Here is a 23,879-nt window from a genome sequence, read left to right on the forward strand (position 1 = left end):
ATCCGGCAGTGCACTGCCCGTTAACGCTATGACAGAACAACAGAAATTAACCTTCCCGATGCTGATGCAACAGCTGGAATCGCTGATGCTGCGTGACAAACAGCGGTTTGCCCGCCGTCTGCACGGGGTAAAGAAGGTTAAAAATCCTGATGCACAACAGGCTATCTACCAGGAGATGGCGAAAGAGATTGAACAGGCTGCCGGTAAGGTCGTGCTGCGCGAAGCCGCGCGTCCGGCGATCACCTACCCGGAAAACCTGCCCGTCAGCCAGAAGAAACAGGAGATCCTCGAAGCCGTGCGCGATCACCAGGTGGTGATTGTGGCGGGGGAGACCGGCTCGGGTAAAACCACTCAGCTGCCAAAAATTTGTATGGAGCTGGGCCGCGGGCTCAAGGGTCTGATCGGCCACACCCAGCCGCGGCGTCTGGCGGCGCGTACGGTTGCGAACCGTATTGCCGAAGAGCTGCAAAGCGAGCCGGGCGGCTGTATCGGCTATAAGGTGCGATTCAGCGATCACGTCAGCGACAACACCATGGTCAAACTGATGACCGACGGGATCCTGCTGGCGGAAATTCAGCAGGACCGGCTGCTGATGCAGTACGACACCATCATCATCGATGAAGCGCACGAGCGCAGCCTGAACATCGACTTCCTGCTGGGCTATCTGCGGGAGCTGCTGCCGCGTCGTCCGGATCTGAAGGTGATCATCACCTCGGCCACCATTGACCCGGAACGTTTTTCGCGCCACTTCAACAATGCGCCAATCATTGAAGTCTCCGGTCGAACCTATCCGGTGGAAGTGCGCTACCGTCCGATGGTGGAAGAGGCCGACGACACCGAGCGCGATCAGCTGCAGGCCATCTTCGATGCGGTGGACGAGCTGGGCAACGAAAGCCCGGGCGATATCCTGATCTTTATGAGCGGCGAACGCGAAATCCGCGATACCGCCGATGCGCTCAGCAAGCGCGATCTGCGCCATACCGAGATCCTGCCGCTGTATGCCCGTCTGTCCAACAGCGAGCAGAACCGCGTGTTCCAGTCTCACAGCGGCCGCCGCATCGTGCTGGCGACCAACGTGGCGGAAACCTCCCTCACCGTACCGGGCATTAAATATGTCATTGACCCCGGCACGGCGCGTATCAGCCGCTACAGCTACCGCACCAAGGTGCAGCGTCTGCCGATTGAGCCGGTATCCCAGGCCTCGGCTAACCAGCGTAAGGGCCGCTGCGGACGCGTCTCGGAAGGGATCTGTATTCGTCTCTATTCGGAAGACGATTTCCTGTCGCGCCCGGAATTTACCGACCCGGAAATTCTGCGTACCAACCTCGCGTCAGTCATTCTGCAGATGACCGCTCTTGGGCTGGGCGATATCGCCGCCTTCCCGTTTGTCGAAGCGCCGGATAAACGCAATATCCAGGACGGCGTGCGCCTGCTGGAAGAGCTGGGGGCAATCACCACCGACGAGCAGGCCACGGCCTACAAGCTGACCCCGCAGGGTCGTCAGCTCAGCCAGCTACCGGTGGACCCGCGTCTGGCGCGGATGGTGTTGGAGGCGCAAAAACATGGCTGCGTGCGCGAGGCGATGATCATCACCTCCGCGCTCTCTATTCAGGATCCGCGCGAGCGTCCGATGGACAAGCAGCAGGCTTCCGACGAGAAGCACCGCCGCTTCCACGACAAAGAGTCCGACTTCCTCGCCTTTGTGAACCTGTGGAACTACATCGGAGAGCAGCAGAAAGCGCTCTCCTCGAACCAGTTCCGCCGCCAGTGCAAGCTGGACTTCCTCAACTACCTGCGGGTGCGCGAGTGGCAGGATATCTATACTCAGCTGCGTCAGGTGGTGAAAGAGCTGGGTATTCCGGTGAACAGCGAACCGGCGGAGTACCGCGAGATTCATATCGCGCTGCTGACCGGTCTGCTGTCGCATATCGGGATGAAAGATGCCGACAAGCAGGAATTTACCGGCGCGCGTAACGCCCGTTTCTCCATCTTCCCGGGCTCCGGCTTGTTCAAGAAGCCGCCGAAGTGGACGATGGTGGCCGAGCTGGTAGAGACCAGCCGCCTGTGGGGGCGCATTGCCGCACGCATCGATCCGGAGTGGGTCGAGCCGGTAGCCCAGCATCTGCTGAAGCGTTCGTACAGTGAACCGCACTGGGAGCGGGCGCAGGGCGCGGTGATGGCCACCGAAAAGGTCACCGTCTACGGCCTGCCGGTGGTAGCCGCGCGCAAAGTTAACTACAGCCAGATCGACCCTGTGCTGTCGCGCGAGCTGTTTATCCGCCACGCGCTGGTGGAGGGCGACTGGCAGACCCGTCACGCCTTCTTCCGCGAAAACCTGAAGCTGCGCAGCGAAGTGGAAGAGCTGGAGCACAAAACCCGTCGCCGCGACATCCTGGTGGATGACGAGACGCTGTTTGAGTTTTACGACCAGCGCATCAGCCACGATGTGGTCTCGGCCCGCCACTTCGACAGCTGGTGGAAAAAGGTCAGTCGCGACACCCCGGACCTGCTCAACTTTGAAAAGAGCATGTTGATCAAAGAGGGGGCGGAGCAGGTCAGCAAGCTCGATTACCCGAACTTCTGGCATCAGGGCAACCTCAAGCTGCGCCTGAGCTACCAGTTTGAACCGGGCACCGATGCCGACGGCGTCACCGTTCACATCCCTCTGCCGCTGCTTAACCAGGTGGAAGAGAGCGGTTTCGAGTGGCAAATTCCCGGCCTGCGCCGGGAGCTGATTATCGCTCTGATCAAATCCCTGCCGAAGCCGGTGCGGCGTAACTTTGTCCCGGCGCCGAACTACGCCGAGGCGTTTTTAGGCCGCGTGACGCCGCTGGAGCTGCCGCTGCTGGATTCGCTGGAGCGCGAGCTTAGGCGTATGACCGGCGTAACCATCGACCGCGAAGAGTGGCACTGGGATCAGGTGCCCGATCACCTGAAAATCAGCTTCCGCGTGGTGGACGAGAAAAACAAGAAATTGCAGGAAGGCCGTTCCCTGACCGACCTGAAAGACGCCCTGAAAGGCAAAGTGCAGGAGACCCTCTCCGCCGTGGCCGACGACGGGATCGAACAGAGCGGGCTGCATATCTGGAGCTTTGGTCAGCTGCCGGAAAGCTACGAGCAGAAGCGCGGCAACTACAAGGTGAAAGCCTGGCCGGCGCTGGTGGACGAGCGCGACAGCGTGGCGATCAAGCTGTTCGATAACCCGCAGGAGCAGCAGCAGGCGATGTGGCGCGGGCTGCGCCGTTTACTGCTGTTGAACATCCCGTCGCCGATCAAGTATCTGCACGAGAAGCTGCCAAACAAAGCCAAGCTGGGACTCTACTTTAACCCGTACGGCAAGGTGCTGGATCTGATCGACGACTGCATCTCCTGCGGCGTGGACCAGTTGATCAACGCCGCGGGCGGGCCGGTGTGGACCGAAGAAGGCTTTGCGAAGCTGCACGAAAAAGTGCGCGCTGAGCTCAATGAGACGGTGGTCAATATTGCGAAGCAGGTCGAGCAGATCCTCACGGCAGTGTTCAATATCAACAAGCGCCTGAAAGGGCGGGTGGATATGACCATGGCGCTGGGGCTGTCGGATGTGAAGGCCCAGATGGCAGGGCTGGTCTATCGCGGGTTTGTCACCGGCAACGGCTACAAGCGTTTAGGGGATACGTTGCGCTACCTGCAGGCGATTGAAAAACGTCTGGAGAAGATGGCCATCGATCCGCACCGCGACCGGGCGCAGATGCTGAAGGTGGAAGCGGTGCAGCAGCGCTGGCAGCAGTGGCTGAATAAGCTGCCACCTGCCCGTCGCGATGACGAAGATGTACAGGAGATCCGCTGGATGATCGAAGAGCTGCGCGTCAGCTTCTTTGCGCAGCAGCTGGGGACGCCGTATCCGATCTCCGACAAGCGTATTTTGCAGGCGATGGAGCAGATTTCAGCCTAAAAAACGCCGGGCGGCGCATTCGCTTGCCCGGCCTACGGAGTCCTGTAGGCCCGGTAAGCGCAGCGCCACCGGGCATTTCCTCAGCCGTTGACCACTGCCAACGTAAACCCATCCCACCCCTTTACGCCCACCGTCTGGAGCGCCGTGGCGGTCAGGCGCGGGTTATCGCCAATCATCTCAATAAAGCGTCGCACGCCGTGCACCCGGGCATCATCGCTCTGGCCGTTAATCACTTCCCCGTCGCGCACCACGTTGTCACCGATGATCAACGTTCCCGGTCGGGAGTAGTGCAGCGCCCACTCCAGATAGCCGGGATTGTTTGGCTTGTCGGCATCAATAAAAATCAGATCGAACGGGGGAACCTCGCCAAGCTGGTCGAGGGAGAGCAGCGCCGGGCCTTCAATCAGCTCAATGCGAGAGTCCAGCCCCGCCAGGTGGATGTTCTGGCGCGCGGCCTTCGCGTGAACCGGATCGGCCTCAAGGGTAATCAGCTTTCCGTCCGGCGGCAGGGCGCGCGCCATCCAGATGCTGCTGTAGGCCCCCAGGGTGCCAATCTCCAGAATGCGCCTCGCCTGGGTCATGCGCACAAACAGCGCCAGCAGCTGCCCCTGATTGGCGGCGACGTCGTGCGCCGGTAAACCGGCACGCTGGTTATTTTCCAGCACCTGCTGGAGCACCTCATCCTGAGGAATAAGCTCGGAAATCATGTAATTATCGACGGCAGACCACTGTTGTTGCATAGATTGACCCCTTAGTGAGAGTTTTGCCCGGCGGCGCTACGCTTGCGCGGGCCTACGATCCGATTATGCCGACCACCCACCCCCCAGCGCCTTATACAAATCGATCTGCGCCAGCAGTAGATTATTTTTCGCCTGCACCACGCTGGTCTGCACCGAGAACAGCGTCCGCTGGGCGTCCAGCACGTCCAGATAGGACGAATAGCCGTTGTTATAGCGGTTCTGCGCGATCCGCAATGTCTCCTGGGCGACCTCCTGCTGGGCCACCAGCTCGGTCAGCTGCTCGCCGTAGCGGGTGATAGCATCCAGACTGTCATTCACCTCTTTAAAGGCGTTGCGCACGGTTTTTTCATAGCTGTAGAGCGCCTGATTACGCTGCGACTGGCCGATATCCACCTGGGCATTCAGCGCCTGGCGGTTCAGGAGCGGGGCCAGAATACTGCCGCCGATACTCCACAGCTCCAGCGGGTTGTCCAGCAGGCCGGGCAGGGTGCGATCCTGGATCGATCCGGTTGCGGTCAGGTTGAACGACGGCAGCAGGCTGGCGCGCGCGGAAGCCAGAGAAGCATCGGCGGCGATCAGCTGGCGTTCCGCCTGCACAATATCCGGGCGGCGATTAAGCAGCGACGAAGGCAGCTGCGACGGGATACGCAGCGGGGTCAGGGTGTCGAAATCCGCGCTGCGGGCGATAGCTCCCGGGTTGTTTCCCAGCAGTAGGGTCAGGGCGTTCTCCTGGCGGGCAATCTGATTCTGCACCTGCGGGATCTGGGCCCGCGTCGAGCGCAGCTCGGAGTCGGACTGCATCAGCTCCAGACGCGAGCTGTAGCCGGTCTGATACTGCCGTTGCGCCAGGTTGAAGGCCTCTTCCCGCGCTTTGAGGGTCGACTGCGTCACCCGGAGCTGCTCGTCCAGCGCCAGCAGGGTGACATAACCCGAGGCCACCGAGGAGGCCACGGTCAGATCCGCCGCGGCCGCCGCCGCTTTTTGCGCCTCGAGCGAGGCCCGGGCGGCATCGGTGGTGCGGCGGTTCACCCCCCAGATATCCACATCATAGCTGGCGGTCAGGCTCCCTTTGTACAGCGCGCCGTAGGTGGGCAAACCGGTGGCCGCCGACTGGGACCGGGCGCGACCCGCATTCAGATCGGCATCGAGGGTCGGAAACAGGTTGCCCTCACTGGCGTACACCCGGGCCTGATACTCGTTGATCCGCTCCCGGGCAATCAGCACATCGCTGTTGTTGCGCAGGGCCTGATCCACGTAAGCGTTGAGAGGATTGTCGTGAAAATTGCGCCACCACATCTGCTCTGCCGGGCTGGCGGGGCCGGTGCTGGCCCGCCACTGGGCGGGGATCTGCAGGGTGGGTTTCGCCGGGGCGACATCCACTGACTGGCAGGCGCTCAGGGCGGCGGCAATCAGCAGGGCGATGAGCGGGCGGCGGATCATTCTGCCTCCCGGGTATCAATCGTCACCTGCACCGACATTCCCGGCCGCAGCCGTGCCGCGTCTTCGGCTTTGCCGAGCACCTCAATGCGCACCGGGATCCGCTGGGCAATCTTGACGAAGTTGCCGGTGGCGTTATCCGGGGTAATGGCGCTGAACTCTACCCCGGTGGCGGGGGAAATGCTCTGCACCCGGCCTTCATAGGCCTGGTCGTTCAGGGCATCGACGGTAAATTTCACCGGCTGGCCGACACGCAGGTTCGCCAGCTGAGTCTCTTTAATATTGGCGATCACCCAGTGCTGCGGCGGCACCAGGGTGGTGAGGTGGGTCCCGGCGGTAACGTAGGCCCCCAGACGCACGGCAATCTGCCCCAGCTGGCCGTCACGCGGCGCAACGATGCGGGTGTTCTGCAGGTCGATCTGTGCCAGCTCCAGCGCCGCCTTCGCGTTTTCGACATCGGCCTCCAGCGCGGCGCGGTTGACGATCGCGGTCTGCAGATCCTGGCGCGACATCTCCAGCGTGGCTTTCGCCTGGTCGATATTGGCGCTGCCCTGGGCGGCGCTTGCCAGCGCGGCATCCCGCTCACGGATCGACAGCGAACCGTCGGCGGTAAGGTCCTTCACGCGCTTTAAGTCGGCCTGGGTTTTCTGGCTCTGGGCCCGGGCGTTTTTCAGCGCCGCCTCGTTACGCTGAATCACCGCTTCGGCGCTTTTGCGCTGTTGCAGGTTGTTGTTGAGGGTGGCGATTTTCATCGCCAGCTGGGCTTCGGCCTGATGCACCCGCTGGCGGTAGATGCGATCGTCGATCTGCAGCAGCAGGTCGCCTTTCTTCACCTGCTCAAAATCCTGCACCTTCACCTCGGTGATGTAGCCATTCACCTGGGGGCTGATAAAGGTGGTCTGGCCGCGCACGTAGGCGTTATCGGTAAACTGAACGTGGCGGGTAAAGGGCGGTAGCTGCCAGGCGTAGAGGATCACCAGCACGCCAACGATGCCGATCGCGGCGGCGGCGAACACTGACACCACGCGCAGATTATTACGGGTATTGGCCTGCTCTTTAGCGGCATCCTGCTGACTCATAACTTCTCCAGAAACATCATTAATTTTTATCCATTACTGACTGCCGGTGGCCTTTTTCAGCGCCAGACGGGCAGTGATGCGCAAGCGCAGCAAGCGCCATAAAATCCAGACCAGCGTGGCGGTGGCAATGCCAGCCGTCAGAAGATAAGTATCGTTGTAAGCGAGAATATTTGCCTGCAGCGTGCTGGCGGTTTGCAGCTGGAGCGCCGACTGGGTGTTCAGCAGGGCGCTGTCGCCAATCTGGCTCTGGTACATCTGGCTGTACATTTGCAGCCGTTCCGTCACCAGCGGGTTGAGGCTGGTGAGCTGTTCGGCCAGCAGGCCAGAGTGGTACTTCTCGCGCCAGGTCTGAAAGGTGCCCAGAATGGCGGAACCCAACAGGCCGCCGAGGTTCTGGCTCATGCCGAACAGCACCGAAAAGCTGACCAGGTTACGCGGGTCAGCAATTACCCCGCCAATCCCGGCCAGCATCGCCGGGGCGAGGAAGAAGGCGCTGCCGAACCCGAGCAGGAACTGGCTCAGCATCAGCTGATCCGGGCGGGTGAGGCTGGTGGACTGGCTGTCGAGCAGGGAGGCGATAATCATCAGTACCAGCGAGGTGACTATCGGCCAGGCCAGTCGGGTCGGTTTGATGGTCAGGCAGCTGACGGCGATGCCGCAGGCGATCCCGGCAAAAATCGCCCATGCCAGGTGAGTCATCTGTTCGTTCTGCAGGCCGACATACTGCAGCCAGCCAATCACCCCGGTGTTCTGCTCCGCCAGCACGATGCGGATCAGCAGCATGATCAGCCCCAGGCGCAGGATGCTGCCGCTGGAGAGCCAGCGGGTGTTCAGCAGCGGGTTGCTGCGGTTATGCTCGAAGAAAATCGCCGAGACGATCAGCACCAGTGAACCCGCCAGCGCCCAGCCGATCCACGGCGCTTCAAACCACCAGTCGACGCGCCCGAGCGACAGCACCGCGCACAGCAGCGCCATCCCCGGGGCCAGCAGAATAAAGGTGATGAAATCTTTCTTCTCGAACACTTTGCGCCGGTCGCCGGGAGGCAGCTTGAGGGCGATCACGCAGCCCAGTGAGATCAGCGCCAGGCCGAGTTCGAAGAGGTAGAGCCCGCGCCACTCGTCCAGCTGCAGCAGCTCGGTAGAGAACAGCCGCGCAATGGGGATCGCCAGCGACGAGCCGGTGATGCCGATGGTCAGCGCCTTCAGGCGATGTTTCGCTGGCCAGGCCTGGATCTGATAGTAGATGCCCAGCGAACTCAGCGCCGCAGCCACCATGCCGTGGGCGGCGCGCACCATCAGGGCCGAGCTGAGATCGTTGACGAACAGGTGAAAGAAGGTGACCAGCACATACAGAACCAGAAAGCCTTCGGTGAAGGCGCGCAGGCCAAACTGCTGGCGAAACTTCACCAGCAGCAGGTTGATCGACACGTTGGTCATCACGTACACCGCCGGTAGCCAGGCGATCTCGGTGGACCAGGCGGAGAAGGTACCCTGCAAATTTTGCAGGTTGGCCGCAACCATCGCATTGCCCAGCGCCCCGGTCAGACAGACCAGCAAACCCACCACCCCATAGGCGATGCGTTTCGGGGTGCTGTGCACCGGCGTGGACGGGGAGCCTAACAGCATCGGCTTTTCGTGAGGCTGCCACTCGCGAGGAGCATAGGGGTCGCGTTGGGGCAGTCGCATAGCGGTAATTACCTGTCGCATTAATGAATGGTTAGTGGGCTAATGATTCTACGTCTGACGTAAAGACTGTTTCAAGTGAATATGATCATGCGAGGTTACGCAAATGTAGGCGAAAATATTTCAGAGGGATCCTCTGTTAACCCGTAGCCTATGCGTTACTCTGAACTTACTTGCTGGAAGGAGGTAACGATGAGTCTCACAATCTTCCCATCTCTGCCGGATAAAACGCTGGCTGCGGTCAATACCGTCGGGGCCTGGCTCGCTGAGGATAATCTGCCCTTCAATCCACCCGCGCTGCAGCCGGATCTGGTGGTGCTGGCCGGTAATGCGGTGATCCCCTCCATCGACGCGGCCTGTCGTCTGGCGTCGGAGCTGGCCATCCCCCTGCTGATCAGCGGCGGCATCGGTCATTCGACCACCTTTTTATACGCCGCCATTGCGCGACACCCGCGCTACAACAGGGTGCGTACCACCGGCAAAGCCGAAGCCACCATCCTGGCGGAGATCGCCCGGGAGTTCTGGCATATTCCACCGGAGCGTCTGCTGGTGGAAGATCAGTCCACCAACTGCGGTGAAAATGCCCGATTTAGCGCCGCCACCATCACCCATCATCACCTGACGGTGAAGCGCGGAATTGTGGTCCAGGACCCCACCATGCAGCGCCGTACCATGGCGACCTTTGCCCGGGTCTGGCGCGATAAGCCCGATGCCCCGGCGTGGACCAGCCATCCCGGTATCGTGCCGCAGCTGCAGAACAGCGAGGAAGGGCTGGTATTCCGCGGCGGCGGCGAGGGGCTGTGGCCGGTGGAACGCTATCTCTCCCTGGTGCTGGGTGAGCTCCCGCGCCTGCGCGACGACATCAACGGCTATGGCCCGCTCGGCCGCGATTTCATCGTTCATGTCGATATTCCTGCTGAGGTTGAGACCGCCTGGCAGATCCTGCGCAACGACGTCATTCTCACCGAGGCGCTGGTCAGCCGCTCCCTGCTGTAACGCGTTGCCCGTTTGCGATGACTTTCCCGCAAACGGGCACGCTTTTGTTGTCGACTTGTAATTATTTCCCCCTGCTGACCCGTTTCTTTTATGAGATATCTCACAAAAACAGCGCGATAGACTGGGATTGCGGATCGGGAACTGTAGTTTTTAACAATAATTTTACTTGTTAAAAACAGTGCAATTACAGGAGCAGGTCATGACAGTACCCGTACAACATCCTATGTATATCGATGGACAGTTTGTAGCCTGGCAGGGTGATGCCTGGATTGATGTGATCAACCCGGCCACCGAAGAGGTCATTTCCCGTATTCCCGACGGCAGCGCCGAAGAGGCCCGCAAGGCCATCGACGCCGCCGAGCGCGCCCAGGCTGACTGGGAGGCGCTGCCGGCCATCCAGCGTGCGGGCTGGCTGCGTAAAATCTCCGCCGGTATTCGTGAGCGCGCCAGCGAGATCAGCGCTCTGATCGTGGCTGAAGGCGGCAAAATTCAGCAGCTCGCGGAGGTGGAAGTGGCGTTCACCGCCGACTATCTCGACTACATGGCCGAGTGGGCGCGCCGCTACGAAGGCGAAATTATCCAGAGCGATCGCCCGGGTGAAAACATCCTGCTGTTCAAACGTGCCCTCGGCGTGACAACCGGCATTCTGCCGTGGAACTTCCCGTTCTTCCTGATCGCCCGCAAGCTGGCCCCGGCGCTGCTGACCGGCAATACCATCGTCATTAAGCCGAGCGAGTTCACGCCGAACAACGCCATCGCCTTTGCCAAAATCGTCGACGAGATTGGCCTGCCGAAAGGGGTCTTTAACCTGGTGCTGGGCCGCGGCGAAACCGTGGGTCAGGAGCTGGCGGGCAACCCGAAAGTGGCGATGGTCAGCATGACCGGCAGCGTGGGCGCAGGCGAGAAGATCATGGCCGCCGCGGCGAAGAACATCACCAAAGTGTGCCTGGAGCTGGGCGGTAAAGCCCCGGCCATCGTGATGGACGATGCGGATCTGGAGCTGGCGGTCAAAGCGATTGTCGACTCGCGGGTGATCAACACCGGGCAGGTGTGTAACTGCGCCGAGCGCGTGTATGTCCAGAAGGGCATCTACGACCGCTTTGTGAACCGTCTTGGCGAGGCGATGAAAGCCGTGCAGTTTGGCAACCCGGCCGAGCGCAACGACATCGCCATGGGGCCGCTGATCAACGCGGCGGCGCTGGAGCGCGTGGAGCAGAAAGTGGCCCTGGCGGTGCAGGAGGGGGCGAAAGTGGTGCTGGGCGGTAAAGCGGTAGAGGGCAAAGGGTATTACTATCCGCCAACGCTGCTGCTCGACGTGCGTCAGGAGATGACCATCATGCACGAAGAGACCTTCGGACCGGTGCTGCCCGTGGTGATGTTTGACACGCTGGAAGAGGCGCTGAAGATGGCCAATGACAGCGACTATGGCCTGACGTCGTCGATTTATACCCGGGATCTGAACGTGGCGATGAAAGCCATCAAAGGACTGAAGTTCGGCGAAACCTACATCAACCGCGAGAACTTTGAAGCGATGCAGGGCTTCCACGCCGGCTGGCGTAAATCCGGGATCGGCGGGGCGGATGGCAAGCATGGCTTGCATGAGTACCTGCAGACCCAGGTGGTCTATTTGCAGTCCTGAGCCTGAAGATGCCCGGCGGCGCTTCGCTTGCCGGGCCTACAAAACCGACCCCGATCCCGTAGGCCGGGTAAGGCGTAGCCGCCACCCGGCGTTACAGGCTACACCTTTGTCGCAATCCAGTTCATCATCAACTCTGGCCAGACGGCCACCGGCAACCCCTGGGCATCGCGGATGCCGAACCCGTGTTTTCCTCGCTCGAAGATATGCATCTCCACCGGCACTCCCAGGCGGCGCAGGGCGCTGAACATCCCCAGGCTATTCTCAACGTTTACTGCCGGGTCGTCGGCGGCGTGCAGCAGGAAGGTTGGCGGCGCATCGCGGGTGGCGCGCTCCTCCAGCGAGTAATGGTGGATCTGCGCCTCTGTCGGGTTATCCCCGATCAGCTCATGACGTGAACCCGAATGATGATGCGCCTCGCGCATGGTGATCACCGGATAGACCAGCGCCATAAAGGCCGGACGGGCAGGGAACGCATCGGCGGCGTCCATTGGGGCATACACCGCTTCATCGTGCCGGGTGCCGAGGCTCGCCGCCACGTGCCCACCCGCAGAGAAACCCAGTACGCCAATGCGGGTCGGATCCAGCTTCCACTCCTGAGCCCCGGCGCGGATCACCCGCATCGCCCGCTGAATGTCGGCCAGCGGCGCGTCGGCCCCTTCTTCGTGACCATCCCCCGGCATACGGTAGGTCATCACAAACAGGGTATAACCGCGGGCATTAAAGAACGCGGCCAGCGCGCTGCCCTCTTTATCCAGCACCACGCGGCGATAAGAGCCGCCGGGTGCCACCAGAATACCCACGCCGTTAGGGCGGGCAGGGGCGTACACGGTGATCTCCGGCGCGCGGATGCCGGTGACGGCGCGATCGTAGTCGGAGGTTCCGGTATGGCGGGGTTCAGGGGTAAAAACGGCGTCGCTGGTGTGCGCGCCAGGGGCTTCATTATCGGGCCAGATGGTAAAGGTGGTCGATCGACCCACGGCTTGCGCCATCTGTTGTTCTAATGTGTCGCGGCTCAGTGCTTCCATGATAAGGCTCCCTCTCTGGAAAGCCTTTGTTATATCAGGGTTAACAAAATGAAAACCAGCACCGACTCACAGGTTGCGGACAGCAGGGCTGTCCGCGGCGTGTTTACAGGGCAGCGAACTTATCCAGAGTACGCACCAACTGGGTCACAAACCCGTATTCGTTATCGTACCAGGCCACGGTTTTTACCAGCTGGACGTCGCCCGCGTCGGTGACTTCCGTCTGGGTGGCATCGAAGATCGAACCAAAGTTTGAGCCGATCACATCCGACGAGACTATCTCTTCGTCGGTATAGCCAAAGGACTCGTTGCCTTCGGTGGCTTTTTTCAGCGCCTGGTGGATCTCATCCACGCTCACCTTTTTCTCCAGAATCGACACCAGCTCGGTCACGGAGCCGGTTTTGACCGGCACGCGCTGGGCATGGCCCTTCAGTTTGCCGCTCAGCGCGGGGATCACCAGCCCGATGGCCTTCGCCGCGCCCGTAGTGTGCGGGATGATATTTTCCGCTGCGGCACGTGAGGCGCGAAGATCTTTCCCGCGCGGGCCATCCACCAGCGCCTGGGTGCCGGTGTAGGCGTGGATAGTGGTCATGGTGCCAGCTTTGATGCCAAACGAATCGTGCAGCACTTTCGCCAGCGGTGCCAGGCAGTTGGTGGTGCAGGAGGCAACCGAGATAATGGTGTCGCTGGCCTCGATAGTGTCGTCATTGACGTTAAAGACGATGGTTTTCATCTCCCCGGCCGGGGCGGAGATCAGCACTTTTTTAGCACCAGCATCCAGATGCGCCTGCGACTTCTCCTGAGAGGTGTAGAACCCGGTGCACTCCACCACCAGATCCACCCCGGCGGCTTTCCACGGGATATGTTTCGCCTCTTTCTCGGCGTATACCGAAATGGATTTCCCGTCGACGATCAGGGAGTCTTCCGTAAAGTCCACGCTCCAGGGGAAGGGGCCATAGTTGGAGTCGTGTTTTAGCAGGTAGGCCAGCACTTTCGGTGACGTTAAATCGTTAATTGCCACGACGCTGTTACTGTCCTGAGTTTCCAGTAACCGACGAAGAACCAGTCGGCCAATGCGACCAAATCCGTTAATGCCAATCTTACTCATGATCTTCTCCTGTGTAATGGACGGGACGTTGAACTCATCCAGGATTAGACCATGAAGCCCAGCGAGGCAATTGAAGATGGCTCATCTGCACGGAAGTTTTTGAAAAGGCGGGGACAATAAATAATGAATTTTTAACTGAAGCTGGTTATTTTACCTTTTTGTTAGCCTACTATTCAGGAAAGACTATGCGCAATAAATACACCGGCCTGCAGATTGCAATTCACTGGCTGGTTTTTCTGCTGGTGATTGTGGCCTACTGTGCCATGGAGTTTCGCGGCTTTTTCCCGCGCAGCGACCGCCCGCTGATCAACATGATCCACGTCTCCTGTGGTATCTCAATTCTGGTGCTGATGGTGGCACGCCTGCTGGTACGTCTTAAGTATCCTGCGCCGCCGATCGTGCCGAAGCCAAAACCGATGTACATCGGCTTATCCCATCTGGGCCACCTTGCCATCTACCTGCTGTTTATTGCCCTGCCGCTGATTGGCCTGGTGATGATGTATAACCGGGGCAACACCTGGTTTGCCTTTGGCCTGGGGATGCCGCACGCCGCCGAGTCCAATTTCGACCTGGTGGACACGTTGAAAGCCTGGCATGTCACCCTGGCGAACCTGGGATACTACATCATCGGCATTCACGCTTTTGCCGCGCTGCTTCATCACTACTTCTGGAAAGACAACACCCTGCTGCGCATGATGCCGAAAAAGCGTTAAGGGCAGCCGGTGTCTTATCAACAGCGTAAGGTGCTGGTTGCCACCGGCATCGGCCATTTTGTCGAATGGTTCGATTTTGGGCTCTACGGTACGCTGGCAACCATCATCGGCATGCAGTTCTTCCATACCAACGACCCGGCGACGGCGTTGCTCTCATCGTTTGCCGTGTTTGGCGCCGGGTTTGTGATCCGCCCGCTGGGCGGGCTGTGGTTTGGCTCCCTCGGAGACCGGATCGGGCGGCGCAAGGTGCTGGCCACCGTGATCCTGCTGACCTCCGGCGCCACCTTTACCATTGGGTTACTGCCCACCTACGCGCAGGCCGGGTTTTTCGCCACGCTCCTGCTGGTGCTGGTGCGGATGATCCAGGGGTTTGCCGCCGGAGGCGAAAGCGCAGGCGCCACCACCTTTCTGGCCGAATTTGCCCCCGCCAGTCGTCGGGGCTACTTCACCTGCTGGACCGACAGCTTCGGCTTTATGGCCTTTGTCGCCGGATCGGGCCTGGTGCTGCTGCTGACCGCACTACTGGGGGAGGCGGCGATGAATGACTGGGGCTGGCGCATTCCGTTCCTGCTGGCCGGGCCGCTGGGCTGGATTGGCCTCTATCTGCGCAACCATCTTCAGGACTCCCCCGAATTTGAGGCGCTGCGGAAAAGCCATCAAACGGAACCTGCGCCGCTGCACAAGGCCGTGACCTCCGGCAGACGGGCGCTGGGCTTCTGCATCGGGTTTGTGGCGATCAAGGCGGTGGTGCACTGGATGCTGCAAACCTTTATTCCTGCTTATCTGGTGGCGACGCTGCACTTTCCGGCGCTGGATGCGTATACCATCACCACTCTCGGGCTGTTGGCCGTCGCCGTGCTGGTGCCTTTTATGGGCTACTTGTCGGACAGGGTTGGCCGTAAGCCGCTGATGCTGGCGGGATGCCTCGGGCTGATCCTCTTTGCCTGGCCAGCCATGAAGCTGATGGCGAGCGGGGAGATGTTCCCGGCGGTGCTGGGGCTGCTGCTGGTGGGGCTGTGTATTGCCGCCTTTGACGGGGCCAGCAATGCGGCGATGGCGGAGTTGTTCCCGACCCGGATCCGCTATGGCAGCATGGCGATCGCCTATAACCTTGCGGTGGCGTTGTTTGGCGGGATAACGCCGTGGTTGCTGGCCTGGCTGCTGACCGCGACCGGCAATCCGCTCTCGCCGGCGCTCTACGTGATGGTGGCGGCGCTGATTACCTTTCTGACGGTGCTGCGTGCCAGAGAGACTGCCGGGCTGCCGCTGCGGAGATAAAAAAGCCCGGCGGGGAAGGCCGGGCGAACAACAAAGCACAACAAGTTTGCATCACTTAACAGATACTTACTTCAGGTCGCGGCGCGCCATGGCGTTGACCAGATACGACTGACGCTGGCTGAGCTTCATCTCACTGCTGGCGTCATTATCTCTTCTGAGCTGGAGTGCCGGACCGCTATCCGGTGAACGGGTACGCTCAGCGTCTCCCGGAATTATCCAGCCAACATCATCACTGGTGCGATGATTATTACGGGCATTGCGAACTCGTCTTCTTAAATGCAGCATATAACCTCCGCATAATTCATCGAACTGCCTGTTAATGGCGCGGTATTTATACCGCTCTGTTTGCCTCAACTATATTGTCTGACAAAAGAGGTCAGACCGAGAATATATTGTGAAACTTACGCCGCTGGTTTACGACCACCGCCCCGGCTATTTTGTCCGCCTTTTTTTCCCGCTTCGGATGCGCGCTGCGGGTCATTTTTAAAATTCCCGCCGCTGCTCTGTCCACCTTTGCGGCCGGCCTGGGATGCACGCTCCCGGTCTTCTGCGAAATTGCCGGAACCGCCCCGATGTTTAGTCATAACATGTCTCCAGTGTTTCGTTGAAAATATTTTCCGAGAGGAAATTAACCTCTTCAAATGTGTGCATAAATAAATGTAGACACAACGGCAAAAAGTTCAATAAGCCATTCGGCGCGATTTTATTCGCGGCCTGTCTGTATTTTAGGTGCTTCCAAGGGCAGGAGAGAATATATCGACGCTAATAAATAAGTTAGCAAAAGTTACATGCGGGCCGAATAATTTCAGCCTTAATTTCTACTGTGATGCAGATCCGGAAAAATAAGCATTATGGACATAATTAAGACAACTCTTAATAAGCGGGGCAGGCCTAACGGCTCTGCTCCAGCTCCACCGCCACGCGGACCTGCATTAACGCCTGGCGTAAATTATCCACCGTCACCGATCCCAGGGCGATGCGGATCGCCTGCGGCACCGTGCCGGAGGTGGAGAACGGCTCGGCGGTCGAGACGGAGATGTTGTTGTCCATCAGCGCTTTCACTACCCGATCGGCTCGGGCCTCGTCCGCGAGGGGCAGCCACGCAAAATACGATTCGGGATGGGTGATGCAGGGCAGATCCCCCAGCACCGCGTTGAGGACGGCTTGCCGCTGCCGGGCGTCGCGTCGTTTCAGGGTTTCAAACCGGGCCACGGTGCCGTCCTGGATCCAGTGACAGACCATGGCGGTCATGACCGAGGGGGTATTCCAGGTGGTGGCCCGGATGGCCCTCTCCAGCGCCGGGCGCAGATCCGGCGGACAGACCACCGCCCCGACCCGCAGACCGGTCGCCACATTTTTGGAAAAGCCGGTGACGTAGACCGTCCGTTCGGGGGCGAAGCTGGCGACAGGGGGCGGCGGGCGGCGGATCAGCCAGCCGTAGGCGGTGTCTTCGACGATCAGCAGATCGTGCTGCCGGGCAATTTCTGCCAGCGTCCTGCGCTGCTCCCGGCTCAGCACCCAGCCCAGCGGGTTGTGCAGGGTGGGCATGGTGTAAACCGCCCGCACCTGACGCCGCTGACAAAGCTGGCGTAGCGCCGTCAGGTCCGGGCCGGTTTCCGTGCAGGGAATGGCGAGCAGTTCCAGATGATAGAGCGCCGCCAGGGCCTTAAAGCCCGGGTAGGTGAGGGCGTCTACCGCCACCACGTCGCCGGGCCGGAGCAGCCCCATCACGGTGACGGTCAGGCCATGCTGAGCCCCGTTCACGATCAGCACGTTATCCCCCGAGGGTTGAAAATGTGGCCCCGCGAGGTGCGCGGCGACAATCTCCCGCTCGGTCTGCCTCCCGGCATGGGGCTGATAGCGCAGATGCGCTTCAATATCGCCCCCGGCGGCGACCTGCCGGAGCGCCTCCCGGAGCAGTTCCCCCTGGCCCGGCAGGGCGGGATAGTTGAAGTTCAGATCCAGCACATCGCTGGCAACCGCATGCTGATCGATCCCCTGGCCCGACGGCAACAGGATCTCCCTGACGAAGGTGCCGCGCCCGGTTTCCCCGCTCGCCAGCCCCATCTTCTCCAGCTCGGCGTAGACCCGCGTCGCGGTGGCGAGGGAGATATGTTCCCGGGTGGCGAGCGTGCGGTGGGTGGGCAGGCGGGTACCTGCCGGGATCTGCGCCGAGCGAATCATCCCGGCGTAGCGATCCACAATCTCTTTGTAGCGCGCTTTCATCAAATGTATCCATGACAATAATTTGATTGTATTGAATGGGCGAGACTACCATCGGCTCCACAGAGGCTCAAGATCGGGAAGATAAGGGTAATGAATATTGCAGTAGATAAAAACGCGCTTTCAGGCTGGCTCAACGGCCTGCTGGGCGTCGTCATTTTCAGCGGTTCCTTGCCCGCCACGCGGGTTGCGGTGCAGGATTTCGATCCCTTTTTCCTGACCTTTGCCCGGGCCTCCCTTGCCGGGATGGTGGCCCTGATCCTGATCCTGATCCTGGGATGGCGGGAAAAACGCCCGCCAGCCGCGCGGATTGTGCCGCTGATGATGGTCTCCCTGGGCGTGGTAGTCGGTTTTCCGCTGCTGACCGCCCTGGCGTTGCGGCATGTCACCGCCGCCCACTCTATTGTGTTTCTCGGGCTGCTGCCGCTGATGACCGCCATTTTCGCGGTGCTGCGTGGCAAGGAGCGTCCTGCCCAGGCCTTCTGGATCTTCTCGGTGCTGGGCAGCCTGCTGGTGATGGGATTTGCCTTTTCGCAAGGCGCATCGCTCTCCCTGACGGGCGATCTGCTGATGCTTGCGGCGGTGATCGTCTGCGGCCTGGGCTATGCCGAAGGGGCCGCGCTCACCCGCGAGTGTGGCGGCTGGCAGGTGATCAGCTGGGCGCTGATCCTGGCGCTGCCGTTTATGGTGGTGGCCTCCCTGCTGATGATGCCTGTATCCTTCAGCGACATCGGTATTCCAGCCTGGGCCGCGCTGGGTTATGTGTCGCTGTTCAGCATGCTGATCGGGTTTATCTTCTGGTACAAAGGGCTGGCCCAGGGCGGGATCGCCGCCGTCGGGCAGCTGCAGCTGCTGCAGCCGTTTCTCGGGCTGGCGCTGTCCGCCACGCTGCTGCATGAGAGGGTTAGCCCGCTGATGATGTTTATCACCCTGGGTGTGATTTTGTGTGTGATTGCCTCGCGGAAATATGGCCGCTGAAGGTAGAGCTGCTCCCTCTCCCTGAGGACTATACGGGCCGGGAACATGCGATCTCGCTGTTTTGCGAGACACCTTCCGGTAATGTTTTTCCTGGCTTGTCGCCTCGATCTTCCCGCAGTATCTTTTTGTTGCGCCTGCAAAGGACGCTGTCATTTTGTGGTTCCTCTCGTTCCTGGCGTAACTTGTCGATTAGCCATTTGTCAAAGGCTATGATTTATTACTCATATCCCAATATGGGACTAAAGGATTGCTGAAGTCCCATATTGGGACTATCATTTGTGCATGAAGATCATCTCGGTGAAAATATTAAGGGATTTCTGGGCGGAGAACCCCGATGCTGAACAACCGCTAAGGGCTTGGGTGGATGAGGCTACAAAAGCTGACTGGAAAACCCCAGCAGAAATTAAAGTACAGTACCGCAGTGCCAGTATTCTTAAAGACAGGCGAGTGATCTTCAATATCAAGGGAAACAGTTACCGGTTAATAGTTGCAATTGCCTATCAGCGTGGATGGATCTTCGTTAAGTTTATCGGAACGCATAAGGAATATGATGCAGTAGACGCGGATACGATTGACCTGGAGTAAACGATGAACATTAAACCTATCCGAACTGAACAAGACTATGAAGCGGCCCTGCGAGCGGTCGAACCGATGTTCGAAAATGAACCTGCACTGGATACACCAGAAGGTGACTATTTTGAAGTGATGTGCCTTTTAATCGAAGATTATGAGAAAAAGCACTATCCGATTGAGCCACCTTCCCCGGTTGAGGCCATTAAGTTCCGCATGGAACAGCAAGGTCTGAGTGCTAAGGATCTCGAGCCAGCCATCGGTAAGTCGAATCGTGTTTACGAAATTTTGAACGGAACGCGGACTCTCACTTTACCGATGATCCGCCGTTTGCATGCTCAACTTGGCATTCCTCTTGAAAGCCTGGTGGGTGTGTAACAGCGCAGTAGAAGCAAAAAACTAAGGTGCATGGAGCCGTCCCGTTCGTGCAGGTGAGGGGATACCTCTATGCAACGTCCTGAAATATTTACAAAATCAATATTGTTAGACACATTAATCACTTATAAGCGAAGCGGTTAAGCAATAAACAGCTGCCGCTGCCCCATGACTTGCCTGCGCTCCTCGCTACGACTACTGTATATAAAAACAGTATTCGAGGAACGAATCATGGTGTTTTACCAACTTGCAGCATTGCGCGAGGTGATCGCGCTACCCCTTTTCAGCGATGTCGTGCAGTGCGGCTTCCCCAGTCCGGCACAGGACTACGTGGAGCAGCGTATCGACCTGAACAAATTGCTGATCCAGCACCCCAGCTCAACCTATTTCGTAAAAGCCGCCGGGGATTCAATGATTGATGCCGGCATTGGCGACGGCGATCTGCTGATTGTCGACAGCGCCAGAACGGCGCAGCACGGAGATATTGTGATCGCCGCGGTGGAGGGGGAGTTTACGGTAAAGCGCCTCCAGCTCAGACCCCGGGTGCAGCTTAACCCGATGAACAGCGCCTATTCACCGATTGTCGTGAGTAGCGAAGATTCGCTCGATATTTTTGGCGTGGTGACCTATATCGTCAAATCGGCGGATTAGCCTGCATGCACCGGCTCTTGCCCATCGCATATCGCTAAAATTTGCTCCCTCATCCACAGATGCCCGGGTGAGTTACCCAGCGCAGGGCTGTAATACGCCTTCAGGGTGTACTGCGGTGTCGGGAAGGGGGGAGCAAAAACCACCAGATCTTTCATATCAAAGACCGACGCTATGCCTCTTTTCGGCAGGGTGATCACCAGATCGGAGCGGGAGACAATAAGCGGGGCGATCATCAGGCTGGGCAGTTCAACAACGATCCGACGGCGGACCTGCTGACTTTCCAGATAACGATCGATCATCCCGCGAGTTTCCATCCACGGCCGCACCACCACATGCCCGGCACTCAGGTAATGCTCCTGCGTCAGTAAATCCTGAATATCCGGGTGACCATGGCGCACGGCAACCACATAATCATCGGTAAAACAGGTCATGGATTCGATGCCGCGCCGGGGGTGTTTTTGCTCCTCTTCGAACCCCAGGGCGAAGTCGACCTTACCCGACAGCAGATCGTCGTCGGCATTAAAATCCCGCGAATAGACAATCTTAATGGTGATGCCCGGTGCCAGCCGGTTTACGCGCGCCACCAGCGCGGGCAGGATCACCGCGGCGGTGTAGTCCGTTGCGGCAAAGGTGAATGTCTCCCGGCTTTTTCCCGCCTCGAAGTGCCCGGGTTCGTGCAGGCAGGAAGAGAGGCTGCCTAACGCCCCGGAAACCTTCGCCGCGATACTCTCCGCTCTGGCGGTGGGCACCATCCGGCCGCCGGTACGCACGAACAGTTGATCCTCAAGCGCCATCCGCAGGCGATTCAGGGCATGACTCAGCGCCGAAGGGCTAAGGGCCAGCTCATTGGCGGCATCCGTTACGCTGCCGTGACGGTAGAGAGAGTCGAAGACCAGCAGCAGATTCATGTCGATCTTACGTAAGGGCGAGTACATGTTTTTCCTGAATTCGGTTAACTGCATGTTATGCAGTTTATTATTGCATAACATGCAGCGCAAACATGCCGGGAACAAAGTAACCTGTCGCCCATAAAATAATGAAAAGGTAAAAACATGACCACTCCCGTATTCCGACAGGCAACCCCAGCTGACGTCGATCGTTGCTATGAAATTGAAATGACTTCTTATGAAGGGGATGAAGCGGCAACGCGCGAAAAAATTGCCACCCGCATTCACCGCTATCCGGAAGGCTTCCTCTGTATGGCGCTGGAGGGCAATGTCATCGGATTCATTAATGCGGGCTGTGCATGGGAAGTGGTGATGTCCGACGAGGAGTTTAAAGAGCTAGTGGGCCACGATCCGGATGCGCCAAACGCAGTGATCATGTCCGTGGTGGTTCACCCGGATTTTCAGGGGAAAGGCTACTCGTCGCTGCTGATGCGTGAGTTCGTGTCACGCCTGAAGGCGATGAACAAAAAGACAATTCACCTGATGTGCAAAGATCGCCACGTCGATCTGTATGCCCATTTTGGCTACCGCTATATCAAGCCGTCGGCGTCCGATCACGGCGGGATGGCGTGGCATGAAATGATGATGACGCTCTGATTTAAACCGCCCGGGACTGCCCACTACTGGCAATCACATCCTGCACCAGCCAGTCATGAAATATTTTTACTTCGTGGCGCATCACTGCCTGCTGGGGTGTGACCACGTAATAGGACCATTTCAGCGGCCAGCGATGGTCAGGATGTAGCTGGACGAGTTGTCCGGTTTCAATCAGCTGACTGACGAGAGCGCGACGAACAATGGCGACGCCACGCCCGCTGAGGGCCGCTAAGATCACGGCGGAGGTCGAGTTAATGTGCAACCGGCTTTCCCGGACCTCGGGAGCCTTCACCGCGCTCAGCACCGCCTCCCAGGAGGGAAACTCTGCGCCGGGGTGAGGCGTGTCGTCATGGATTAATTTTTGCGTGGCGAGCCACTCGCCGCAGGCAACTTTCGCGGGTGGTACCAGACGCGGACTACAGACCAGCACCGCTTCTTCATCCATCAGCCAGGTTTTATTCACGCCGGGCCAGTCTCCCTGACCACAGCGAATGCCGATATCGGCTTCACCGTGGGCGACATCCATTAGCTTTTCGGTCACGTTAAGCCGCAGATCGATAGTTTCATGGTTTTCCGCAAAGCGGTTGAGACGATCCATCAGCCAGTTCATCACCAGCACCTGTGATGCGGTCAGCACCACTACAGAACGTGCCCGACCTCCCCGGAGCTTATTGAGCCCGGCTTCCAGCTTATCCAGCCCCTGCGTAATGTCCTGCAACGCCTCCCGGGCGTCATCCACCAGGGTAAGGCGTTCTTTGCCCGTGCGGGTGCGGTTGAGCAGCGGGTGCCCGACCCAGGCTTCAAGGGAGCGGACAAGCTGTCCTACGGCGGCAGGCGTCACGCCCAGCTCCTGAGCAGCTCCGGTAAAGCTGCCATGGCGTGCCGTGGCCTCGAAGGCGTGTAGCCATTTCAGTCGGTTAAGCGATCGCATTCTTAAATCCCCTTAGCGTGAAAGCCTGGTCATTATACGCCAGTAAGATAGATTTTCTTTCTCGTCCCGCAATTTCTTCTGCGTCGTCAACCCGGACGCGCGCTGGCATTCTGCTGCCACAGGTTCCTTATTCATTACATCATTTCAAAGAGGTTAACGATGAACGCATCTTTTACTGGTAAAAAACTGTTAGTGGTCGGTGGTACAAGCGGTATGGGTTTTGAAACCGCGAAAAAGGTTCTGAAAGAGGGCGGCAGCGTGGTGCTGGTGGGCAACCGTCAGGACAAAGCGGAGCAGGCTCGCCAGGCGCTGGCGGCTGACGGTCAGGTATCGCTGATCCTGGCCGATCTGATGACCGAAGCGGGCATGAAGCACGTCACTGAGGTGATTAACGCCGAACATAAAGATATCAGCCTGCTGGTGAATGCGGCCGGGGTGTTCTTCCCGAAACCCTTCACCGACCATGAAATGGCTGACTACGATCTCTATATGAGCCTGAACCGCGCGACCTTCTTTATTACCCGCGATGTGGTGCGCAATATGGTTGACGCCGGGATCAAGGGTGCCATCGTTAACATCGGCTCCATGTGGGCCCAGCAGGCCATCGGGGCGACGCCATCTTCCGCCTATTCCATGGCGAAAGCGGGCCTGCACGCGTTGACCAAAAACCTGGCGATCGAGCTTGGCGGGAAAGGTATCCGCGTGAATGCCGTCTCGCCGGCGGTGGTGCATACCCCAATCTACGAAGGCTTCATTCCTAAAGACGACGTCAAAGAGGTGATGAACAGCTTCGACAGCTTCCATCCGATCGGCCGCGTCGGTACGCCGGAAGATATCGCGGAAACCGTGGCCTTCCTGCTCTCGGACAAAGCGGCCTGGGTCACCGGTGCCATCTGGGATATCGACGGTGGGGTGATGGCGGGTCGTAACGCCTGATAACGAATTTAATTTCAACCAGCGTGCCTTCCAGGTTAAGCCAGA

General features: G+C 59.1%; 22 protein-coding genes. 11 read left to right on the plus strand and 11 right to left on the minus strand.

The genetic code is table 11. From position 1 onward, the window contains the following. Nucleotides 1-28: 28 nt before the first annotated feature. Nucleotides 29-3,931, plus strand: coding sequence for an ATP-dependent RNA helicase HrpA (gene hrpA, locus LG383_RS07130; protein WP_225758662.1), 3,903 nt, complete (start codon nt 29-31; stop codon nt 3,929-3,931). An 80-nt stretch (nt 3,932-4,011) separates the two neighbouring features. Here hrpA and LG383_RS07135 read toward each other — a convergent pair whose 3' ends face one another. From LG383_RS07135 to LG383_RS07150, 4 genes are all read right to left on the minus strand, one after another. After that, a complete protein-coding gene (locus LG383_RS07135; protein ID WP_225758663.1) occupies nt 4,012-4,671 on the minus strand; it encodes an O-methyltransferase in 660 nt (219 codons plus the stop codon). A gap of 63 nt (nt 4,672-4,734) precedes the next feature. After that, the gene (locus LG383_RS07140) at nt 4,735-6,111 is read right to left on the minus strand and encodes an efflux transporter outer membrane subunit (RefSeq protein WP_225758664.1); all 1,377 of its coding nucleotides are present in this window, start codon (nt 6,109-6,111) and stop codon (nt 4,735-4,737) included. Next, nucleotides 6,108-7,187, minus strand: coding sequence for an HlyD family secretion protein (locus LG383_RS07145; protein ID WP_106993053.1), 1,080 nt, complete (start codon nt 7,185-7,187; stop codon nt 6,108-6,110). Before LG383_RS07145 ends, LG383_RS07140 begins: the two co-directional genes overlap by 4 nt. A 33-nt stretch (nt 7,188-7,220) precedes the next feature. Next, a complete protein-coding gene (locus LG383_RS07150) occupies nt 7,221-8,873 on the minus strand; it encodes an MFS transporter (RefSeq protein WP_370635140.1) in 1,653 nt (550 codons plus the stop codon). A gap of 189 nt (nt 8,874-9,062) precedes the next feature. Here LG383_RS07150 and LG383_RS07155 point away from each other — a divergent pair, with 189 nt between their 5' ends. Together LG383_RS07155 and aldA are read left to right on the plus strand one after the other, a co-directional pair. Continuing rightward, a complete protein-coding gene (locus LG383_RS07155; protein ID WP_106993052.1) occupies nt 9,063-9,866 on the plus strand; it encodes a YdcF family protein in 804 nt (267 codons plus the stop codon). A gap of 199 nt (nt 9,867-10,065) precedes the next feature. After that, on the plus strand, nt 10,066-11,505 hold the full coding sequence (aldA, locus tag LG383_RS07160) for an aldehyde dehydrogenase (protein ID WP_106993051.1): 1,440 nt from the start codon (nt 10,066-10,068) through the stop codon (nt 11,503-11,505). Nucleotides 11,506-11,603: 98 nt separating this feature from the next. On the opposite strand, the gene LG383_RS07165 is transcribed toward aldA, so the two are convergent. Next, nucleotides 11,604-12,530 carry an alpha/beta hydrolase gene (locus LG383_RS07165; protein ID WP_225758665.1) on the minus strand — a complete coding sequence of 309 codons (927 nt, stop codon included), beginning with the start codon at nt 12,528-12,530 and terminating at the stop codon, nt 11,604-11,606. Nucleotides 12,531-12,633: 103 nt separating this feature from the next. Continuing rightward, nucleotides 12,634-13,635, minus strand: a complete 1,002-nt coding sequence (gene gap, locus LG383_RS07170) for a type I glyceraldehyde-3-phosphate dehydrogenase (protein ID WP_106993049.1) — start codon at nt 13,633-13,635, stop codon at nt 12,634-12,636. 185 nt (nt 13,636-13,820) lie between these two features. Between gap and cybB the strand changes: the two genes are divergently transcribed. Together cybB and LG383_RS07180 are read left to right on the plus strand one after the other, a co-directional pair. After that, nucleotides 13,821-14,348, plus strand: coding sequence for a cytochrome b561 (gene cybB / locus LG383_RS07175; protein WP_106993048.1), 528 nt, complete (start codon nt 13,821-13,823; stop codon nt 14,346-14,348). A gap of 9 nt (nt 14,349-14,357) precedes the next feature. Next, complete coding sequence (locus tag LG383_RS07180; RefSeq protein WP_225758666.1) at nt 14,358-15,626, plus strand: MFS transporter; 1,269 nt, start codon at nt 14,358-14,360, stop codon at nt 15,624-15,626. Between the two features lie 66 nt (nt 15,627-15,692). Here LG383_RS07180 and LG383_RS07185 read toward each other — a convergent pair whose 3' ends face one another. The 3 genes from LG383_RS07185 to LG383_RS07195 form a co-directional block, all read right to left on the minus strand. Further along, nucleotides 15,693-15,911, minus strand: coding sequence for a hypothetical protein (locus LG383_RS07185; protein WP_146145506.1), 219 nt, complete (start codon nt 15,909-15,911; stop codon nt 15,693-15,695). A gap of 116 nt (nt 15,912-16,027) precedes the next feature. Beyond that, entirely contained in the window at nt 16,028-16,210 is a 183-nt protein-coding gene (locus tag LG383_RS07190) for a general stress protein (RefSeq protein ID WP_039028538.1), read from the minus strand. A 307-nt stretch (nt 16,211-16,517) separates the two neighbouring features. Next, nucleotides 16,518-17,852, minus strand: a complete 1,335-nt coding sequence (locus LG383_RS07195; RefSeq protein WP_225758667.1) for a PLP-dependent aminotransferase family protein — start codon at nt 17,850-17,852, stop codon at nt 16,518-16,520. Nucleotides 17,853-17,942: 90 nt separating this feature from the next. Between LG383_RS07195 and LG383_RS07200 the strand changes: the two genes are divergently transcribed. From LG383_RS07200 to LG383_RS07215, 4 genes are all read left to right on the plus strand, one after another. Next, entirely contained in the window at nt 17,943-18,827 is an 885-nt protein-coding gene (locus tag LG383_RS07200; RefSeq protein WP_225758668.1) for a DMT family transporter, read from the plus strand. A 282-nt stretch (nt 18,828-19,109) separates the two neighbouring features. Further along, the gene (locus tag LG383_RS07205; protein ID WP_225758669.1) at nt 19,110-19,412 is read left to right on the plus strand and encodes a type II toxin-antitoxin system HigB family toxin; all 303 of its coding nucleotides are present in this window, start codon (nt 19,110-19,112) and stop codon (nt 19,410-19,412) included. Nucleotides 19,413-19,415: 3 nt separating this feature from the next. Then, on the plus strand, nt 19,416-19,775 hold the full coding sequence (locus LG383_RS07210; RefSeq protein WP_106993044.1) for a type II toxin-antitoxin system HigA family antitoxin: 360 nt from the start codon (nt 19,416-19,418) through the stop codon (nt 19,773-19,775). 228 nt (nt 19,776-20,003) lie between these two features. Continuing rightward, entirely contained in the window at nt 20,004-20,423 is a 420-nt protein-coding gene (locus tag LG383_RS07215) for a translesion error-prone DNA polymerase V autoproteolytic subunit (RefSeq protein WP_106993043.1), read from the plus strand. On the opposite strand, the gene LG383_RS07220 is transcribed toward LG383_RS07215, so the two are convergent. Next, nucleotides 20,420-21,358, minus strand: a complete 939-nt coding sequence (locus LG383_RS07220; RefSeq protein WP_225758670.1) for a LysR family transcriptional regulator — start codon at nt 21,356-21,358, stop codon at nt 20,420-20,422. The two genes, LG383_RS07215 and LG383_RS07220, sit on opposite strands and share 4 nt — an antisense overlap. Before the next feature lie 117 nt (nt 21,359-21,475). Here LG383_RS07220 and LG383_RS07225 point away from each other — a divergent pair, with 117 nt between their 5' ends. Continuing rightward, nucleotides 21,476-21,967: a GNAT family N-acetyltransferase gene (locus LG383_RS07225; RefSeq protein ID WP_225758671.1), complete on the plus strand. Its 492-nt coding sequence runs from the start codon at nt 21,476-21,478 to the stop codon at nt 21,965-21,967. Nucleotide 21,968: 1 nt separating this feature from the next. Here LG383_RS07225 and LG383_RS07230 read toward each other — a convergent pair whose 3' ends face one another. Further along, nucleotides 21,969-22,898 (minus strand): LysR substrate-binding domain-containing protein, encoded by a 930-nt coding sequence (locus LG383_RS07230; protein WP_225758672.1) that lies wholly within the window; start codon nt 22,896-22,898, stop codon nt 21,969-21,971. Nucleotides 22,899-23,057: 159 nt separating this feature from the next. Between LG383_RS07230 and LG383_RS07235 the strand changes: the two genes are divergently transcribed. Next, nucleotides 23,058-23,834, plus strand: a complete 777-nt coding sequence (locus LG383_RS07235) for an SDR family NAD(P)-dependent oxidoreductase (RefSeq protein ID WP_225758673.1) — start codon at nt 23,058-23,060, stop codon at nt 23,832-23,834. Nucleotides 23,835-23,879: the final 45 nt, after the last annotated feature.

Origin of the sequence: Leclercia sp. Marseille-Q4284 (assembly GCF_916618945.1) — a bacterium.
Lineage (GTDB): Bacteria > Pseudomonadota > Gammaproteobacteria > Enterobacterales > Enterobacteriaceae > Enterobacter > Enterobacter tamurae.

Excerpts from the sequence above, each read along its gene's own strand:
- hrpA (WP_225758662.1), top strand. The coding sequence starts at position 29 with ATGACAGAACAACAGAAATTAACCTTCCCGATGCTGATGCAACAGCTG.
- LG383_RS07135 (WP_225758663.1), bottom strand. The coding sequence starts at position 4,671 with ATGCAACAACAGTGGTCTGCCGTCGATAATTACATGATTTCCGAGCTT.
- LG383_RS07140 (WP_225758664.1), bottom strand. The coding sequence starts at position 6,111 with ATGATCCGCCGCCCGCTCATCGCCCTGCTGATTGCCGCCGCCCTGAGC.
- LG383_RS07145 (WP_106993053.1), bottom strand. The coding sequence starts at position 7,187 with ATGAGTCAGCAGGATGCCGCTAAAGAGCAGGCCAATACCCGTAATAAT.
- LG383_RS07150 (WP_370635140.1), bottom strand. The coding sequence starts at position 8,873 with ATGCGACTGCCCCAACGCGACCCCTATGCTCCTCGCGAGTGGCAGCCT.
- LG383_RS07155 (WP_106993052.1), top strand. The coding sequence starts at position 9,063 with ATGAGTCTCACAATCTTCCCATCTCTGCCGGATAAAACGCTGGCTGCG.
- aldA (WP_106993051.1), top strand. The coding sequence starts at position 10,066 with ATGACAGTACCCGTACAACATCCTATGTATATCGATGGACAGTTTGTA.
- LG383_RS07165 (WP_225758665.1), bottom strand. The coding sequence starts at position 12,530 with ATGGAAGCACTGAGCCGCGACACATTAGAACAACAGATGGCGCAAGCC.
- gap (WP_106993049.1), bottom strand. The coding sequence starts at position 13,635 with ATGAGTAAGATTGGCATTAACGGATTTGGTCGCATTGGCCGACTGGTT.
- cybB (WP_106993048.1), top strand. The coding sequence starts at position 13,821 with ATGCGCAATAAATACACCGGCCTGCAGATTGCAATTCACTGGCTGGTT.
- LG383_RS07185 (WP_146145506.1), bottom strand. The coding sequence starts at position 15,911 with ATGCTGCATTTAAGAAGACGAGTTCGCAATGCCCGTAATAATCATCGC.
- LG383_RS07190 (WP_039028538.1), bottom strand. The coding sequence starts at position 16,210 with ATGACTAAACATCGGGGCGGTTCCGGCAATTTCGCAGAAGACCGGGAG.
- LG383_RS07195 (WP_225758667.1), bottom strand. The coding sequence starts at position 17,852 with ATGAAAGCGCGCTACAAAGAGATTGTGGATCGCTACGCCGGGATGATT.
- LG383_RS07200 (WP_225758668.1), top strand. The coding sequence starts at position 17,943 with ATGAATATTGCAGTAGATAAAAACGCGCTTTCAGGCTGGCTCAACGGC.
- LG383_RS07205 (WP_225758669.1), top strand. The coding sequence starts at position 19,110 with ATGAAGATCATCTCGGTGAAAATATTAAGGGATTTCTGGGCGGAGAAC.
- LG383_RS07210 (WP_106993044.1), top strand. The coding sequence starts at position 19,416 with ATGAACATTAAACCTATCCGAACTGAACAAGACTATGAAGCGGCCCTG.
- LG383_RS07215 (WP_106993043.1), top strand. The coding sequence starts at position 20,004 with ATGGTGTTTTACCAACTTGCAGCATTGCGCGAGGTGATCGCGCTACCC.
- LG383_RS07220 (WP_225758670.1), bottom strand. The coding sequence starts at position 21,358 with ATGTACTCGCCCTTACGTAAGATCGACATGAATCTGCTGCTGGTCTTC.
- LG383_RS07225 (WP_225758671.1), top strand. The coding sequence starts at position 21,476 with ATGACCACTCCCGTATTCCGACAGGCAACCCCAGCTGACGTCGATCGT.
- LG383_RS07230 (WP_225758672.1), bottom strand. The coding sequence starts at position 22,898 with ATGCGATCGCTTAACCGACTGAAATGGCTACACGCCTTCGAGGCCACG.
- LG383_RS07235 (WP_225758673.1), top strand. The coding sequence starts at position 23,058 with ATGAACGCATCTTTTACTGGTAAAAAACTGTTAGTGGTCGGTGGTACA.